At 46.2% G+C, this 14,511-nt stretch carries 16 protein-coding genes and 6 pseudogenes; 9 read left to right on the forward strand and 13 right to left on the reverse strand.

Annotated features, from left to right (window positions below; all coding sequences use genetic code 11):
- The first annotated feature begins 30 nt into the window (after positions 1-30).
- Positions 31-1,665: a CHAT domain-containing protein gene (locus MC7420_RS34150; RefSeq protein WP_006106541.1), complete on the forward strand. Its 1,635-nt coding sequence runs from the start codon at positions 31-33 to the stop codon at positions 1,663-1,665.
- Positions 1,666-1,898: 233 nt separating this feature from the next.
- Here MC7420_RS34150 and MC7420_RS40990 read toward each other — a convergent pair whose 3' ends face one another.
- Positions 1,899-2,042 (reverse strand): hypothetical protein, encoded by a 144-nt coding sequence (locus MC7420_RS40990; RefSeq protein WP_006106550.1) that lies wholly within the window; start codon positions 2,040-2,042, stop codon positions 1,899-1,901.
- Between the two features lie 344 nt (positions 2,043-2,386).
- Between MC7420_RS40990 and MC7420_RS34160 the strand changes: the two genes are divergently transcribed.
- Positions 2,387-2,635 carry a hypothetical protein gene (locus MC7420_RS34160; RefSeq protein WP_006106525.1) on the forward strand — a complete coding sequence of 83 codons (249 nt, stop codon included), beginning with the start codon at positions 2,387-2,389 and terminating at the stop codon, positions 2,633-2,635.
- A 46-nt stretch (positions 2,636-2,681) separates the two neighbouring features.
- Positions 2,682-2,894, forward strand: a complete 213-nt coding sequence (locus MC7420_RS34165) for a hypothetical protein (protein ID WP_006106543.1) — start codon at positions 2,682-2,684, stop codon at positions 2,892-2,894.
- A gap of 212 nt (positions 2,895-3,106) precedes the next feature.
- Here MC7420_RS34165 and typA read toward each other — a convergent pair whose 3' ends face one another.
- The 6 genes and pseudogenes from typA to MC7420_RS37630 all read right to left on the reverse strand — a co-directional run bounded on the left by typA (position 3,107) and on the right by MC7420_RS37630 (position 6,626).
- Complete coding sequence (typA, locus tag MC7420_RS34170; RefSeq protein WP_006106534.1) at positions 3,107-4,897, reverse strand: translational GTPase TypA; 1,791 nt, start codon at positions 4,895-4,897, stop codon at positions 3,107-3,109.
- A gap of 649 nt (positions 4,898-5,546) precedes the next feature.
- Positions 5,547-5,720 (reverse strand): hypothetical protein, encoded by a 174-nt coding sequence (locus MC7420_RS40995; RefSeq protein ID WP_157453450.1) that lies wholly within the window; start codon positions 5,718-5,720, stop codon positions 5,547-5,549.
- A gap of 4 nt (positions 5,721-5,724) precedes the next feature.
- A complete protein-coding gene (locus MC7420_RS44265) occupies positions 5,725-5,928 on the reverse strand; it encodes a hypothetical protein (RefSeq protein ID WP_198016631.1) in 204 nt (67 codons plus the stop codon).
- A pseudogene (locus tag MC7420_RS44270) lies at positions 5,919-6,051 on the reverse strand (ISAs1 family transposase); the annotation flags it as partial. The pseudogene MC7420_RS44270 and the gene MC7420_RS44265, both read right to left, overlap by 10 nt.
- Positions 6,052-6,127: 76 nt before the next feature.
- Positions 6,128-6,457, reverse strand: a pseudogene (locus MC7420_RS41000) (ISAs1 family transposase); the annotation flags it as partial.
- Between the two features lie 4 nt (positions 6,458-6,461).
- Positions 6,462-6,626, reverse strand: a complete 165-nt coding sequence (locus tag MC7420_RS37630) for a transposase family protein (RefSeq protein ID WP_006106517.1) — start codon at positions 6,624-6,626, stop codon at positions 6,462-6,464.
- Between the two features lie 462 nt (positions 6,627-7,088).
- Between MC7420_RS37630 and MC7420_RS34185 the strand changes: the two genes are divergently transcribed.
- Complete coding sequence (locus tag MC7420_RS34185; protein WP_044210752.1) at positions 7,089-8,318, forward strand: RNA-guided endonuclease InsQ/TnpB family protein; 1,230 nt, start codon at positions 7,089-7,091, stop codon at positions 8,316-8,318.
- Here the strand turns inward: MC7420_RS34185 and MC7420_RS34190 are convergent.
- Positions 8,310-8,741 carry a hypothetical protein gene (locus tag MC7420_RS34190; RefSeq protein WP_157453401.1) on the reverse strand — a complete coding sequence of 144 codons (432 nt, stop codon included), beginning with the start codon at positions 8,739-8,741 and terminating at the stop codon, positions 8,310-8,312. The genes MC7420_RS34185 and MC7420_RS34190 overlap by 9 nt on opposite strands.
- A 120-nt stretch (positions 8,742-8,861) precedes the next feature.
- On the opposite strand from MC7420_RS34190, the gene MC7420_RS34195 reads away from it, so the two are divergent.
- A complete protein-coding gene (locus MC7420_RS34195; RefSeq protein ID WP_044210723.1) occupies positions 8,862-9,083 on the forward strand; it encodes a helix-turn-helix domain-containing protein in 222 nt (73 codons plus the stop codon).
- Between the two features lie 260 nt (positions 9,084-9,343).
- Here the strand turns inward: MC7420_RS34195 and MC7420_RS34200 are convergent, their stop codons facing one another.
- Positions 9,344-9,544, reverse strand: coding sequence for a hypothetical protein (locus tag MC7420_RS34200; RefSeq protein WP_006105637.1), 201 nt, complete (start codon positions 9,542-9,544; stop codon positions 9,344-9,346).
- 159 nt (positions 9,545-9,703) lie between these two features.
- On the opposite strand from MC7420_RS34200, the gene MC7420_RS34205 reads away from it, so the two are divergent.
- From MC7420_RS34205 to MC7420_RS34220, 4 genes and pseudogenes are all read left to right on the forward strand, one after another.
- A complete protein-coding gene (locus tag MC7420_RS34205; protein WP_006105643.1) occupies positions 9,704-9,910 on the forward strand; it encodes a helix-turn-helix transcriptional regulator in 207 nt (68 codons plus the stop codon).
- 15 nt (positions 9,911-9,925) lie between these two features.
- Entirely contained in the window at positions 9,926-10,159 is a 234-nt protein-coding gene (locus MC7420_RS34210) for a helix-turn-helix transcriptional regulator (protein WP_006105695.1), read from the forward strand.
- A gap of 48 nt (positions 10,160-10,207) precedes the next feature.
- Complete coding sequence (locus MC7420_RS34215) at positions 10,208-10,417, forward strand: helix-turn-helix transcriptional regulator (RefSeq protein ID WP_006105609.1); 210 nt, start codon at positions 10,208-10,210, stop codon at positions 10,415-10,417.
- 131 nt (positions 10,418-10,548) lie between these two features.
- Positions 10,549-10,815 (forward strand): annotated as a pseudogene (locus MC7420_RS34220) (hypothetical protein); the annotation flags it as partial.
- An 18-nt stretch (positions 10,816-10,833) separates the two neighbouring features.
- Here MC7420_RS34220 and MC7420_RS34225 read toward each other — a convergent pair.
- From MC7420_RS34225 to MC7420_RS44275, 4 genes and pseudogenes are all read right to left on the reverse strand, one after another.
- A pseudogene (locus tag MC7420_RS34225) lies at positions 10,834-12,095 on the reverse strand (ISAs1 family transposase).
- Between the two features lie 68 nt (positions 12,096-12,163).
- Positions 12,164-12,322, reverse strand: coding sequence for a hypothetical protein (locus MC7420_RS41005; RefSeq protein ID WP_006105647.1), 159 nt, complete (start codon positions 12,320-12,322; stop codon positions 12,164-12,166).
- 383 nt (positions 12,323-12,705) lie between these two features.
- A pseudogene (locus MC7420_RS37635) lies at positions 12,706-12,873 on the reverse strand (IS630-like element ISMae25 family transposase); the annotation flags it as partial.
- A gap of 356 nt (positions 12,874-13,229) precedes the next feature.
- Positions 13,230-14,428: pseudogene (locus MC7420_RS44275) on the reverse strand (ISAzo13 family transposase).
- Positions 14,429-14,511 lie beyond the last annotated feature (83 nt).

Here is a 14,511-nt window from a genome sequence, read left to right on the forward strand (position 1 = left end):
ATGGGATGGAAGAGGCTTGGATGCACTACCTTGGTAAGTATTTTTGTTGGTGTCTCAGTTCCGTTGCGATTAAATTCAACTGAATTATTCTCCAAAACACCTCTGTTGGCGTTCTCAACTAATGCCCGTAAAGCCGAGGCGGAGCGATGGTTAAACCAAGGGATTGAACAGTTGCGTCAGCAGGAATTGGATGCGGCGATACAGTCTAGCCAGCAAGCATTAACCCTCTATCAGGATAGTCGCGATCGCGTGGGTATAGCCCAGTCTTTAAATTATCTGGGATGGGGACTATATCAAAACGGTCAATATCAAGCCGCTGAGCAAATGTTACGCCAAGGAATTCAGAGTTTGGCATCGGTATCACCGCATCCTAAAAGCCAGGATATCCAATCCCAACGATTAGAAACACAGGCAGCAATTTATCAGCTACTGCAAAAAGTATTAATTGCTCAGGGTAAAATTAAGGAAGCACTTTTAGTGTCTGAGCAGAGTCGGGTAAGGTGGGTGAGCGAATTAGTAAACAGGGGTGATCCTAACGGGTCAACAATTACGGCTGCTATGGCAGAACCAACCATTGAGCAGATTCAACAGATTGCCCAAGAGCGAAACGCCACTCTGATCGAATACTCGATTATTGATAATCCCTTGGCTGAGGCGAATCAATCTGAAGAACTCTTTATATGGGTGATTGAACCAACCGGAAAAATCACCTTTCGCCAGAGCAATCTTACTCAACTTGGGCAGAAAGAAAAAACTACCCTAACAGACTATGTAAGCAATATCCGTCAATCCCTCGCCGCTTCCCAGTGGGGTGTTGGTTTATCTCGGCGTAAAATACCACCGTTTAGGCAATTGTATCAGGTTTTAATTGAACCGATCGCGGATAAATTGCCCACTGATCCTAACGCTCATGTTATCTTCATTCCCCAACAATCTCTGTTGATGATTCCCTTCTCTCCTCTACAAGATGAGTTGGGTAATTATTTGCTGGAAAAACACACAATTTTAACCGCTCCAGCGATAATGGTATTGGATATTACCCGGCGAACTCGGGTGAATCGTCCCGACTCTGTGCAACAATGGTTAGTCGTGGGAAATCCTCACCCCATGCCTGGAGAGTTCTCGCCATTACCTGCTGCTGAACAAGAAGCTCAGGCGATTGCATCTTTAGTGAATACCCAAGCGATTACGGGAGAGGTAGCCACTAAAGCAGAGATTGTGCCGCAGATGCCCGCGTCACGAGTGATTCATCTCGCCACTCATGGTATATTTGATGAACAGCAAGGATGGGAAAGTGCGATCGCGTTAGCACCAACGCAGACGGATAATGGCTGGCTAACGGCAAGAGAAATCCTGGATTTAAACCTAAATGCTGAGTTAGTGGTTCTCAGCGCTTGTAATACGGGGCGAGGGAGTATTAGTGGGGATGGCTTGGCTAGCTTATCTAGTGCTTTGATTGCATCGGGGGCGTCTAGTGTGATTGTCTCTTTATGGTCAATTCCTGACTCACCAACCGCCTTCTTAATGCAGGAATTTTATGCCAATTTACAGCAAAATTCCGACAAAGCCCAAGCTTTACGAAAAGCGATGTTAACCACGATGGAAAAACATCCCGATCTCCGGGATTGGGCAGCATTTACGTTAATTGGTGAAAGCATTCCGTAGTAGCCAATCGCCCACAGACTAGAAGTCTGGGGCTATACAAACTAAGTCCGCCAGGTAAGGACTCAATTTAGCCTGCGGAGGCAGGCTTTGTTTGTGTAGCAGCGATTTCAATCGCCTCCTCTTGCTCCCAGCCGCCGCCTAATTCCGGTTCTCTACAAAGATTGCCAAAAGCCGTTTTTTCTGCAATCTTTTCTCCACGTCAGCATTAATGACGATAACTATGAGGCAGGATTTCAGCAACTGGTGAATTGGATGCGGGGGAAGTCAGGAAAGCCGCCACTTAAAGGTGAGACGACACCTGCACCTGTTCCGGCTTCACCCCCAGCCCAGGTGTCATCCGGCGTTGCACCGAGAATCTTGGCGTTTAAGCTGCTCAAATGCCTGCTTCCAGCTCAGTTTGATTCTGTCAGGGTTCGCGAAAGGAACTCTAGCGCAGCATTTGTCCAGATTCTTCGCTTCGCTCAGAATGACAAGATAGAACACTCAGCATGACAGAATAAGCTGCTCGGCATTTAAACCTTAATATTAGTCATAGCGAAATCCCTGTAGTGCGAGCATCTTGCTCGCTACCCATTCCCAATTTAAATGCATGACAAGATAGAACACCCAGAATGACAGCTTAGAACACCCAGAATGACAGCTTAGAACACCCAGAATGACAAGATAGAACACTCAGCATGACATGATAGAAGGTAAGTTGGTATCAGGTGGATAGGGTTGAATGGATGGTCGAGGCGAACTACTACAGCGTCTGAAAAGGCTGAATCAGGCTCAATTTGAAGAAGTGCTGTTCCGGTTGGGAATTGACCCGGCGATTATTCCCAGCCAGTTTGCTGAGCAATCGCTGCGAGCTATCCGAGTTATTCAACGGCTGGAGCAAGAGACAGAGGGATTTGAACGCCTCAATCAAACCCTGGCTGAATCGGCTATTTCCATCATTGGTGAGCAGTATATCGGCTACGAGATATAGCAACCGCCATAGCGGTTAGGACACATCATTTATGTAGAGACGCGCCATGGCGCGTCTCTACAATGGTGCCTTTGTCCTAATCAATGTGTCTACTGCTATAGAAGCTCAAGTTAAGGGAATTGTTCATGAGTATCTCCAGCAGCCCTTTGAAGGGCGAGAGGAGGAGCAGCGTCAGCTTGATGAGTTTGTGCAGAATAATTCCAAGGGGGTGCTGTTAGTAAGTAACCAGTGCGGCGGGTTGCTGAGGCGTTGGCGGTGATTGTGGGAGTGGAGGGATGAGAGATGGGGTTGTAGAGGTTTCTAGATATTTTCCCCCTCATCCCCTAACCCCTTCTCCCACCGTGGGGAGAAGGGGAATTGGAACAATTAATGATAAAAAATGTAGGTGACTACGCCTGCAATATAACACCTTTCTTGCTCCCCTCTATAGGCGCACGTCAGTTTAGGGCGCACGTCTGTGCGCCCCTACGGTTAACGCCTGACTAACTTCTTCGTCACCTTCCGCAACCGCACCGACTCGGGCGTGACTTCCACCAATTCTTCGGGTCCGATATATTCCAACGCCCGTTCCAAACTCATCTCGGCTGGCGCTTGCAATTGCACCAATTCATCCCCTGTGGCGGAACGATGGTTGGTTAACTGCTTAGTTTTACAAACATTCAAATCCAAATCTTGAGGACGGTTGTGTTCGCCGACAATCATCCCCTTATACACCCGCGTCCCTGGTGTAATAAAGAATACACCTCGGTCTTCGCCATTTTTCAAGGAATAGAATGTCGCTACCCCTTCCTCAAAAGCAATAATCACCCCATTGCGGCGGGTTTCCACATCACCGGAAATCGGACGATAATCCAAGAAACTGTGATTCATAATCCCATCCCCACGAGTCAGGCGCATGAATTCACCCCGGAAGCCAATTAAACCCCGTGCGGGAATCACAAATTCCAATTGAGTGCGACCATTACCACTAACGTGCATATTCTGCATTTCGCCCTTGCGCTGACCCAAGCGTTCAATACAGCCACCTACGGCTTCTTCGGGAATGTCTAGCGCCAAGACTTCGTAAGGTTCGCAGGGTTGACCTTTGACTTCCCGATAAATCACTTGTGGCTGAGACACCTGAAACTCGTACCCTTCCCGGCGCATGGTTTCAATCAGGATACCTAGGTGTAATTCCCCCCGCCCAGAAACTAAAAATTTATCTGGAGAATCGGTTTCATCCACACGCAGAGCCACATTCGTCTCTAATTCTCGCATTAAGCGATCGCGCAATTGTCGGGAAGTCACGTAATCCCCTTCCTGACCCGCAAACGGCGAATCGTTCACCGAGAATGTCATCTGCAATGTCGGTTCATCTACCTTAATTAACGGTAAGGCTTGGGGTTCATTGGGACAGGTAATCGTCTCGCCGATATTGGCATTAGCAAACCCCGCCACCGCGACAATATTTCCGGCGAAGGCTTCCTCTAAATCAACCCGCTGGAGTCCTTCAAACCCCATGAGTTTGCTAATTTTAGTCTTGACAATTTCCCCGCTTTCTGTAACTAAAACCGCTTGCTGACCCGCTTTAATTACGCCATTATGGATTTTGCCAATTACAATTCGACCCAGATAATCCGAATAATCCAGCGTCGTGACTTGCAATTGCAGAGGCTTGCTCACATCACCCACAGGCGGCGGAACATGGCGCAGGATGGATTCAAACAAGGGTTGCACATCCACGCCTTCGTCCTTTAAATCGGCTTTAGCGTACCCTTGTAACCCAGACGCAAACAGATAGGGAAACTCACACTGATCATCATCCGCCCCCAATTCAATAAACAAATCCAGGACTTTATCCACAGCACCGTAGGGATCAGCTTGAGGACGGTCAATTTTATTCACCACCACAATCGGGCGCAGTCCTTTTTCCAAGGCTTTTTTCAGGACGAACCGGGTTTGGGGCATCGGTCCTTCATTGGCATCCACAATCAGGATACAACCATCCACCATACCCAATACCCGTTCCACTTCCCCACCAAAATCGGCGTGACCGGGAGTATCGACGATATTGATTAAGATATCTTTATAGTGAACTGCTGTATTTTTAGACAGAATCGTAATTCCCCGCTCTCGCTCCAAATCATTGGAGTCCATAACGCAATCAGGAACCTCTTCCCCTTCACGGAAGATACCGGATTGTTTGAGCAGGGCGTCAACCAAGGTGGTTTTGCCGTGATCGACGTGGGCAATAATGGCAACGTTGCGAATCGGAAGAGTCATAAAGGCGTTAGGGAGTGATTTGAGAGAGATTGATTCTACTATAAGTTTCTTAATAATTGTAGCTTACTGAGAGGGGGAGCTAGGGGGCTAAGGTACAGGGTGGTAGGGGCGGGTTTTACGACTATCTTTTCGGTTGCACCCAGATGCGACGAAACCCGCCCCGATTCAGCGCAAGAGATTGTACTGTTCTGGGCGCACGTCTGTCATTGGTGTCAACTTAAGCTAAACCCCTCACCCCCAGCCCCTCTCCCACGCCGGGGAGAGGGGAGCAAGAAGGAAGAGATGTTCTAGATGTGATGCTAGAAGCTTCTTTATACCCCTTCTCCATCAAACAAAAGCGAAGCATCTTTTGTCATCCCCCCTGCCAAAAAAGCGAAGCATCCTCTGTCCTCCCCCCTCTTGTAGGCAGGGCTAATTCATTGTGATGAGAGAAAATTAGGGCGACCAGGACTATTCAGACAGCAAGACGACTCTGGGCTAGAAGAACACCATTAGAACACATAGTTACTTTACGCGATCGCTCTTTCCACTAGCACTCATCTAGGAGTAAGTCACCACAAAGGTTCTGGGGTTTGGCTCAAAGACGCGATCGCTCTTTCCACTAGCACTCATCTAGGAGCAAGTCACCACAAAGGTTCTGGGGTTTGGCTCAACAACGCGATCGCGAATTAACTAGCACTCGCTGAGGAACAAGTAACCATAAAGGTTCTAGGGTTTGGCTCAAAGACGCGATCGCTCTTTCCACTAGCACTCGCACAGGAGCAAGTAACCACAAAAGTTCTGGGGTTTGGCTCAAAGAGGCGATCGCTCTTTCCACTAGCACTCACCTAGGAGCAAGTAACCACAAAAGTTCTAGGATTTGGCTCAACAACGCGAGTCGGCACATTTCCTATTAGCTGAAAAATTTGTTCCAGGTTATGACTAATCAGCCGAATTCCGGTGGTTATAGATGAATAGCCATTGTAGCGCAAGATAGTTAATACTAAACTACGAATAATAGAAAAATTAGCGGGAGCGTTACCTTGTCGCATCCGAGAATTATCCTCATCTAACACCACGTCTTTAACCCAATGTAAACGATTCTCGATGCCCCAGTGACCCCGAATACCTTGGGCAAATTGTGCTGCATTGATAGTGAGACTGCTGATGTAGTATACTATTTGGTGATAGGGTACTGTACAGTTTTTTTTGGCAATGTAAGGAATCCAAAGTGAAAACAACTCCTTCTAGGTCTAAAGTAGCTAGGAGATTTTGCACAACAGCAATTTCACTCCCTTGTTTGTTGTGAAATTGTTGGAGAGCAATGGGAACTCCTTTTTGAGCGCTGAATACCGAAACTACATTAATAAAATCTTGATAAGCTTGGTCGTAATTGCTGACAGTAGCCTTAATACTTTTACCATCAACTCCTAACCAGTCTTGTTCTCCCTTAGTCAGGCTACTATATACCCAACTATTGAAAATTTTGGCTAAATCGGCAAAATCTATTCCCATCATCACCCGCCGAAAAGTGGAGTCAGAGGGAAAACGAGTTGGAGGCAATTGTAGACTTGTGACCAAGGCGTCATGATGCCGACGGCAAAAATCTTAAGCGGGCGCGATAACCTAAACAATCACTCAAGGTTCCCATAATCACCAGCAAAAGAAGTAACCACAAAGGATAACGTCGTCCTCTTTTAGCGCGAAAGTCTGGCACTTGGGTTAAGGCTTCCAGGAGATTGACCTTCATAGCAAGCAAATGACTCGATTAAACTCTGGTTGCAAGATTTAGTTTACCCTAAATCCTGGTCGCCCTAATTTTCTCTCATCACAATGAATTAGCCCTGCTCTTGTAGGGGGGAACGAGGGGGGTAGGGGGGAACGAGGGGAGTCCGGAGAAGGGGTTAGGGGATGAGGGTGAAAAGCTTGCCAGTCGTGCTTTTGGCGCTTAAGTTGATACCAATGCACGTCGGTGCGCCCCTACGGTTTGGCTGATTGAGAATGGTGCAACAGATGAGATATATCCGGCTTTGTTTCAGAAGTCGAATGATTCTCTCTCCTTTATCTGATAGCGATGGTGAAAACCCCCGCGTTTTAACCGGGGGATGAAACCGAGGGAGGCGTCCAGCATAGCCGCTTTAGCTGCGAGTCTTGACAAACGTCCGGACGATAATTAACTAATAGCGTACAATAGGGTAAGGAGGTGATTAATGTGTTTAATCTGACCTACGAATTTAAGCTTAAGCCCACAAAAAATCAGGTAGCCATCTTTGAGGATTGGTTAGAGCAAAACCGTCGTGTGTATAACTACGCATTAGGTGAGCGTAAAGATTGGTTTAAGTCTCGTAGTTGTCAGATTAACGCCTGTTCGCTCCGGTCTGAATACATCATTTCGGCTGATACCCCTAGACCCACCTATAATCGGCAAGCAGTCGCCTTAACCGCATACCGGAAAACAAGTTCCAACCTAAAGCGGGTACACTCACAGGTACTCCAACAAACACTTAAGCGGCTAGAGAAAGCGTTTGTCAGTATGTGGGAAGGTGGACACGGGTTCCCACGGTTCAAAAAAGTTGGGACAATGCGGTCATTTGTGTTTCCTCAGTTAGGAGTTGAACCAATCCAAGAGAACGCGGTTAAACTACCCATGATTGGGTTGGTTAAATTCAACCAATCGCGCCCAATACCAGAGGGAGCAATCATCAAACAAGCCCGTGTAGTTAAACGTGCATCAGGCTGGTACGTCATGTTAACCCTACACTTCGACTTCGCTCAGTGGGATCTAGATGTGCCTCAGCCAATGCCCCACGGTGAAGCCATAGGCATAGATGTAGGTATCAGTCATTTTGTCGCGGTTTCTAACGGTAGATTATTCCCTAATCCCAAGCCCTTCCGGAAACTTGAACGCAAGCTTAAATTGCTGCAACAAAAAGTAAGTAGGAAGCGCTTAGGGAGTAACAACCGGAAAAAGGCACAAGCCAAAGTAAGCCGATTACACGAACGGATAGCCAACATCAGGAAAAATTACCACTGGGAGTTAGCGCATAATCTTTGTGATTGGGCGGGTATGATATTCGCTGAATCACTTAACCTAAAAGCGTTAGCCAAAGGAATGTTAGGTAAACACTGCCTGGATGCTGGGTGGGGGCAGTTCCTCCAGATACTAGAGCAGTGCTGCTTTAAGCGTGGTGTGTTTTTCCTCAAAACTGATGCCAAGAAAACGAGTCAGATATGCCCTAACTGTCTAACAGAAACGGGTAAAAAGCTGCTATCTCAGCGCATTCATTCATGTGGTCATTGCGGCTACACAACTGATAGAGACGTTGCCGCCGCTCAAGTAGTCTGCATTCGTGGACTTGCAGCCGTGGGACACACGGTCAAGATGCTTTCTGAGGGTAAATTCATTGGAATCCCTGAGACGAAAGAATCCCCGTCACTTTAGTGCGGGGAGTGTCAAATAAATGCTTCGCAGCCACTCTAGGGTTGCGCCAGATAGTCCAAATTGAATCCGGTTCACTAATTCTCCCCATTGATACAGTTCTGACAGAGAAAGGGATTGCTGAAACTTCTGCTGATAAAATTTCGCCCAAAAGTCCGGTGCTTTGTACCGATTCTTGCGCCAGCGCCTGCGCCAACAGAGGGTATCTTTCAGCGTGGGCGAGTCTACGCCTACAATTGGCGGGATATCGGCGTAACTGATAAACGTGCTGACTCCCTTGCCAACAACATGAATCACATATCGCCAGCAGTCAATGCGATAAATCTCATCAGGATGGAGATTGAGCAGAAGCGCAATGGCTTCTGGAGTAACAAATCGCTGTAACGGATGAGTGGCTCTTGATTTTAGCTGAAGTGTTGATAACATAGGAGATGCGCCCCAAATCATGGGGTTGTATTTTGATAGGACATAGCGATCGCTATCTGGCTTCGTAAACTTAGGTGCGATCGCTTTTAATTTGCTTAATGTAGACGAAATTTAAACTTTATGTCAAGAGGCGAACGAGTTCGGTTGCGGATTAGGGAACTAGCTGCCAGGGAGAACTGGACGTTGCTGGATGTCGCTGAACGGTCTGGAGTACCCTATAGTACCATCAAAACCTACGCGCGATCGCCAGGAATGACGATGGTGGATATTGGGGCGTTGCTGAAGTTAGCACGGACATTTGATGTATTGATAGAGGATTTGTTTGAGATTGTGAAGGAGTAGGTCATTTGTCATTCGTCATTTGTCATTTGTCATTTGTTATACTCGCTTCCGAAAAGAAGCAAGTTACCTTTACGTAAGGATTTGAGGAATATTTTATTGATGAGCTTCACACCCAGAAACCGTAGGGGCGCACAGACGTGCGCCCTTTCCACGGACGTGCTAAGCTGTCATGCATTTCAATTGGGTATTAGTAGCGAGCAAGATGCTCGCACTACACGGCTTTTGCCCTTGTTGGCATTAAGGTTTAAATGCTGAACAGTTTAGCGTGAGTTCTGTTGATACTCTGGTGGTAAGCCCGGATTAAACATCACCACAAATTGGGCATTCGGCATCAGACGGCGGAGTATGCACAGATGACCATCCGCATCGGAACGGCTACGATACTGTGCTACAGTGACTCCTTGCATTTTGGGTAGCAGGCGAACCAGCACCCAAGGATAAAGGCGTTGTTTGTAAGGCATAATAAATGTGTCTCCATCTGAAATTGGAGCCAGAGCCAGTGCTAAGAGGTTGGTCGCCCGGAGGCACTGGCTTTCTGACCATCTGAAGTTCTGCCTTTATATTACGGGCAAATTCTGGTTAAGTCAATTTAACCATGAGGATTCTGGAATAAAACAGTAATGACGAGTGTGGGGGAAAAGCTTAAACGCCAACGTGAATCACTGCATCTGACGCAGCAGCAAGTCGCTGATCAATTAGGTGTGACGGTAACTACTGTGAAAAATTGGGAAGCTGGCAGACATATTCCAAAGCTATACCCCATCCAGACGAAAGCATTGTGTGATTTGCTCGATTTAACCTTAGACGAGTTGGCAGAGTATAGTTAAGGCAATCAGGAGGCAATGAGTTCAGGTCATAAGCTGATGAAGCTAAGAAAACGGTTAGGGCTAACTCAGAAACAGGTAGCGGATGCGGTAGGCGTCACGGATCAAACTGTGAGTAATTGGGAAGCTGGCAGATTTGAACCTCGACTCACGATTCGTCAGACACAGGCTTTATGTAGCATCTTGCAATGTCCTTTAGACGAACTTCCTAGTTTTAATGAAGCCCAAGAGTCAGACAGCAAACGTGAGTGACTGATTGGGAAAGGAATGTAGGTAAAGGCAAGACGCGATCGCTTAAAAATGGCTAATTTGGGAGAAAAGCTGAAACAACGACGAGAATCGTTAAATTTGACCCAACGGCAACTGGCTCATAAATTAGATGTAACGATAACGACGGTGAAAAACTGGGAAGCTGGCAGGCACATTCCCAAGCTATATCCTGCACAAATGAAAATATTGTGTGATTTGCTAAACCTCACCTTGGAAGAGTTAGCCGAGTGGCATATTTAGTAAATACATGAATAGGCGGTGCGTTACGCTCCGCTAACACACGATGGCGGCTCGGCACGCTTACGTTGCTGCCCCCTAGTCTTCAGTATCTCTATAATTGATAATAAACGCCATTTTGGAGTATATCGCTAATGCCACTTGCGCCAGCCGAAAAAACAATGTGGGAAACTCCCCCAGCGAAAGATCCCAAGAAAATGTCTGATGATGAGATTAATGCCAAGTATGAGAAACGAGAAAGAAGAATACTCACTGAAATGAATCGTGAGAAGCTGCCCAGTTTTGTCAATGCGCTCAAGAAACCGGGATATATAGAGATTAGACCGTTTTTCCATCGGCGAAAGCGTTGGGATGAAAAAATGCAATCGCGCTTAATTGAGTCATTTATGCTTAACATTCCCAGGGTAAGAGCATCTAAATTAGGCTTGACATAAGGAGTCAGAGTAATTTAAGGTAGAGTCAATGAAACACGAGGAAAGAACTCGAATCATATAATCGTTATCCATAGCAGTCCGTTTCATTTTTTGTCGGAGACTACGTTGGTAAGTTTGTTCACGATTGAGCGCATTGAGAGCAATGCGTCGGAGGAGAGAAAAATTCCGGGGACTGTGGAAGGAGCGAATCCGACAAGCATCTTCTGCGAAAGTACAATCCAGAGTCCAATGAGCCTGGTTTTCAATACCCCAATGTTTGCGGATAGCTCGACCTAAAAGTAGGGCGTCACTGTGTAAAGAAGTCAGATAAAACTGAACATCACGAGTAGTGTGATTCCAAAGACGGCGAACCCGGATAACCATAACAACACTTTGAATTCCTACCCAAAGTCGGGGTTGGTAAAGTTCGCCAATAGCCGAAGCCGGAACCGACCAGACTTGACGGATTTCCGTGCGATAATGTCCTTTTTCAATACGTTGATCATAACTGACATCAATGCCTTTAAAATTCTGTGCCGAAGCCTGTTCAAACCATGTTTTAACCTGGTGGTAGAGAGTCGGATGATTTGCCTTGAGTGCCAGGACATAATCCGCTTTCTTTTCGATAATCTTTTGAGCAATTTCGGTTTGAGTCCCCATCGCATCAATGGTGATAATAGCATCGGTGATATCTAGTAATTCTAATAAGGCAGGAATAGCTGTAATTTCGTGTTTATTTATCTTCCACTTTCATCTGTGCTAATACCAAGTTTTGTTCACTTGCCCAGGCACTAATCATATGTAGTGCTGATTTTCTTTGATTTCGGTCGTAAGAACCCCGAATTGTTTTTCCGTCTATGGGAATTATCTCTCCTCCCATCTTGGTCACCAGAGTTTCTACCCATTTGAGAAAGCAACGATTCAATTCTTCTGGGTTGATGAACTCAAATACCCGTCGGAAAGTGTCATCGGACGGGATTCCGTTTGGTAGTGCTAAAAATTCTTCTAACCACTGTTGCTTACTGATGCCGTAATTCTCAATATCTTCCCACCCTTGCGCTCCGGCGATGACGGCAAGAATCGCAATCACTAAAATATCGGTGAGTTGATGTTTCTTTGTTCGCTCTACTCTTGGATCTCTTATGGAGCGAAAAATTCTTGACTAAACTCTGTTGAATAACTTCAATTGAGACGGCTTCTTCTGGCTTTGGCTGATGACGATTACTTTTCTTGGCTTGATCCGATTGAGTTTCAAATCCTTCAGACATAAAGCTTCATTCCTGGAGTTTCAAGGGTAAGCGCATTGCTGTAATCTCACTTATGCAAGCTAGCTATGTCAAGTACATTTTTTATCGGTTTGCTTGTCCAAGTCAGGTTGACCTATATCAAGGGCGCGATCGCAAACCTCTTCCTCTTGCTCCACCATGACCGCCCAACCAAGTTTTTGGTTCACCCCGTCAGGGGCGCGATCGCAAACCCCTTCATCTTCCTCCATAATCACCGCCTGATCACCGTTTTGGCTTACCCCGTTAGGGACTTGCGGAAAAATAGAATACCAGTCATTGTAGAGGAGAGGAGGCTTCTCAAAGCAATGCTGTTGAACACTATCATGCTCAAAGAGAACTGGGATGATACTAGCTCAAACCGTACTAACTACATTCTGGCGATGCCATTCAGGTATAGTCTAGTGCATCGCGGCAGCAATCCTTGAGCAGCTCACCCTACTGGCGTGACCCAGCTAAAATGGTGCATTAGTATCGGGGAAAACGGATTTAATAATGAGAACACCCCTATACTGGACGCGATCGCTCTCCAAATATCTGGATGAGTCCACAACCACCCGCCAACAAGAATTTGAGAACACCTTTCTACTGGACGCGATCGCAACTTCATGTTATTGAGGTTGTCACACAATAGTCGGATGTTAGGAGCATGAGGATAGTCAACATCTAATAGATGTTTCACCTCCTCTGCCCAGTCCTCGCTGGTGCGACTATCCCGACAACTTACTCGTCGCCCGCCTCGATTGGGGTCAAAGAACATGAATCTGAAGTTCCCCCATACAGATGTACTGCACCCAGCGTCAAGCCTTATACTGTAATAGTTTTAACGCTCAAGCCCCTCAAAAATCGTACATAAGTAGCACTGGCAAGAATAGCGCGTTGGCGATGCCTGCTGAAGAAGGAACCTATCGCGCTATTCTTCCAATAAACAATCTTATCGGTGAAAACCCTCGCTACATCACAGTGAGGCAGTGCAAGATTTTTTGGCTGGGGGAACTTCAGGTTAATGCATAGGTTTGACCAAAGGTCAATATAATATATTATATTATATTAGTCCTATATTTGCGTATATCATACGCAAACTTATTTTAGTTTTTCCCTCTCCTTGTAAGGAGAGAGTTAACTAGGGACAATTGTGATATCCCATTTAGGCAATGTTTCAGAACGCTGCCAGAAGGGATAGTAATCTTCTAACTCTGTGGGCAGGACTTTGATGCCTTTTTCATAGATGGTTTCGATGTGATGGACAATTGGAGCAATTCCCTTCCAAGTCATATTGGCAGCCCATTGTATGGCAGCTTCTACTGAGTCTAAAATGGCACCATTCCAATAGTTTTCTAGGACGGCCCAACAGCGTTCTATCGGATTGTACTTGCTGTGGTAGGGAGGATAGTAAATCAGGCGAATTTTTACATCAATCTCTTGGGAAAGTTCAACCATTCGTTTGATAAATTGGGTGCGGTCACTGCGAGTTGCTACACCGCCATCAAGATCAATCACCCATTCAGAAATCTCCGGATAATCGGGTTGATTTTGTTTCCACCAAGCAGTTAAACAATCGACGATAAAGTCACTAGTTTCAACAGAGTGACCCATATAAATCGATAATTGTTCGCTGTGGGTGTTGAGAATACCAAAGGGGATTAAGATACCTTGCCACTGGGTATCGTGGTCATCCGCCTTTTTCGGCTTCAAAGTCCGTGCCTTACCACCTCTGGACAGATTGCCAATTTTGACCTTGGCTTTGGTATCAATAGATACTCGCAACGATTTGGGATTTTCATCTGATGCCTGATTCTGTTTAAATACATTATCGAAAATGGCATCGGTTTGAGGCGTTTTTTTTAAAGGTTTTGTTTTTTGGGTTTTTTTAGGCGATACCCCAAGCGGTTGAGAATTTCACCTATTGTCTGCCTAGAGGGCAAGTCGCTCTCAGAGTAACCAACTTCGTTTACTAATGCCTCTCGGACTGCTTTGGCACTGATGCGCGTATATAGAAAGGTCGATTGAAATTTTGGGTCGGCTTGGGCTTCTCTATCTACCAGGGAGTGGATATCCGCTTCTAAGTTAGGCAGCACTTGTTCCGTTTTGTGTCGCCCTCTTGCTTGATAGTTATCTACACAGATAAGTCCGGTTCGCCGTTCATTCAATCCCAGTTGTACGCTATGGCGATTCCAGCCCATAGCGGTTTCCGCTTTGCGGGCTGACCCATCAAAATAATCTTCGGTGACAGACGCGATAAAATCTCGTTTACGGTGACCTGTCAGTTTCTCACTGGCATCTTTAAACGTAGCTAGTACAGTTTGAGCTAGTATCATCCCGGTTCTCTTTGAGCATGATAGTGTTCAACAGCATTGCTTTGAGAAGCCTCCTCTCCTCTACAATGACTGGTATTCTATTT

Source organism: Coleofasciculus chthonoplastes PCC 7420, assembly GCF_000155555.1.
Taxonomy (GTDB): domain Bacteria; phylum Cyanobacteriota; class Cyanobacteriia; order Cyanobacteriales; family Coleofasciculaceae; genus Coleofasciculus; species Coleofasciculus chthonoplastes_A.

Coding starts and splice junctions, on each gene's coding strand:
- MC7420_RS34160 (WP_006106525.1), top strand. CDS start 2,387: ATGGATGGTCGAGGCGAACTACTACAGCGTCTGAAAAGGCTGAATCAG.
- MC7420_RS34165 (WP_006106543.1), top strand. CDS start 2,682: ATGGCGCGTCTCTACAATGGTGCCTTTGTCCTAATCAATGTGTCTACT.
- typA (WP_006106534.1), bottom strand. CDS start 4,897: ATGACTCTTCCGATTCGCAACGTTGCCATTATTGCCCACGTCGATCAC.
- MC7420_RS44265 (WP_198016631.1), bottom strand. CDS start 5,928: ATGCGACAAGGTAACGCTCCCGCTAATTTTTCTATTATTCGTAGTTTA.
- MC7420_RS37630 (WP_006106517.1), bottom strand. CDS start 6,626: ATGAAGGTCAATCTCCTGGAAGCCTTAACCCAAGTGCCAGACTTTCGC.
- MC7420_RS34190 (WP_157453401.1), bottom strand. CDS start 8,741: ATGTTATCAACACTTCAGCTAAAATCAAGAGCCACTCATCCGTTACAG.
- MC7420_RS34195 (WP_044210723.1), top strand. CDS start 8,862: ATGTCAAGAGGCGAACGAGTTCGGTTGCGGATTAGGGAACTAGCTGCC.
- MC7420_RS34200 (WP_006105637.1), bottom strand. CDS start 9,544: ATGCCTTACAAACAACGCCTTTATCCTTGGGTGCTGGTTCGCCTGCTA.
- MC7420_RS34205 (WP_006105643.1), top strand. CDS start 9,704: ATGACGAGTGTGGGGGAAAAGCTTAAACGCCAACGTGAATCACTGCAT.
- MC7420_RS34210 (WP_006105695.1), top strand. CDS start 9,926: ATGAGTTCAGGTCATAAGCTGATGAAGCTAAGAAAACGGTTAGGGCTA.
- MC7420_RS34215 (WP_006105609.1), top strand. CDS start 10,208: ATGGCTAATTTGGGAGAAAAGCTGAAACAACGACGAGAATCGTTAAAT.
- MC7420_RS41005 (WP_006105647.1), bottom strand. CDS start 12,322: ATGGAGGAAGATGAAGGGGTTTGCGATCGCGCCCCTGACGGGGTGAAC.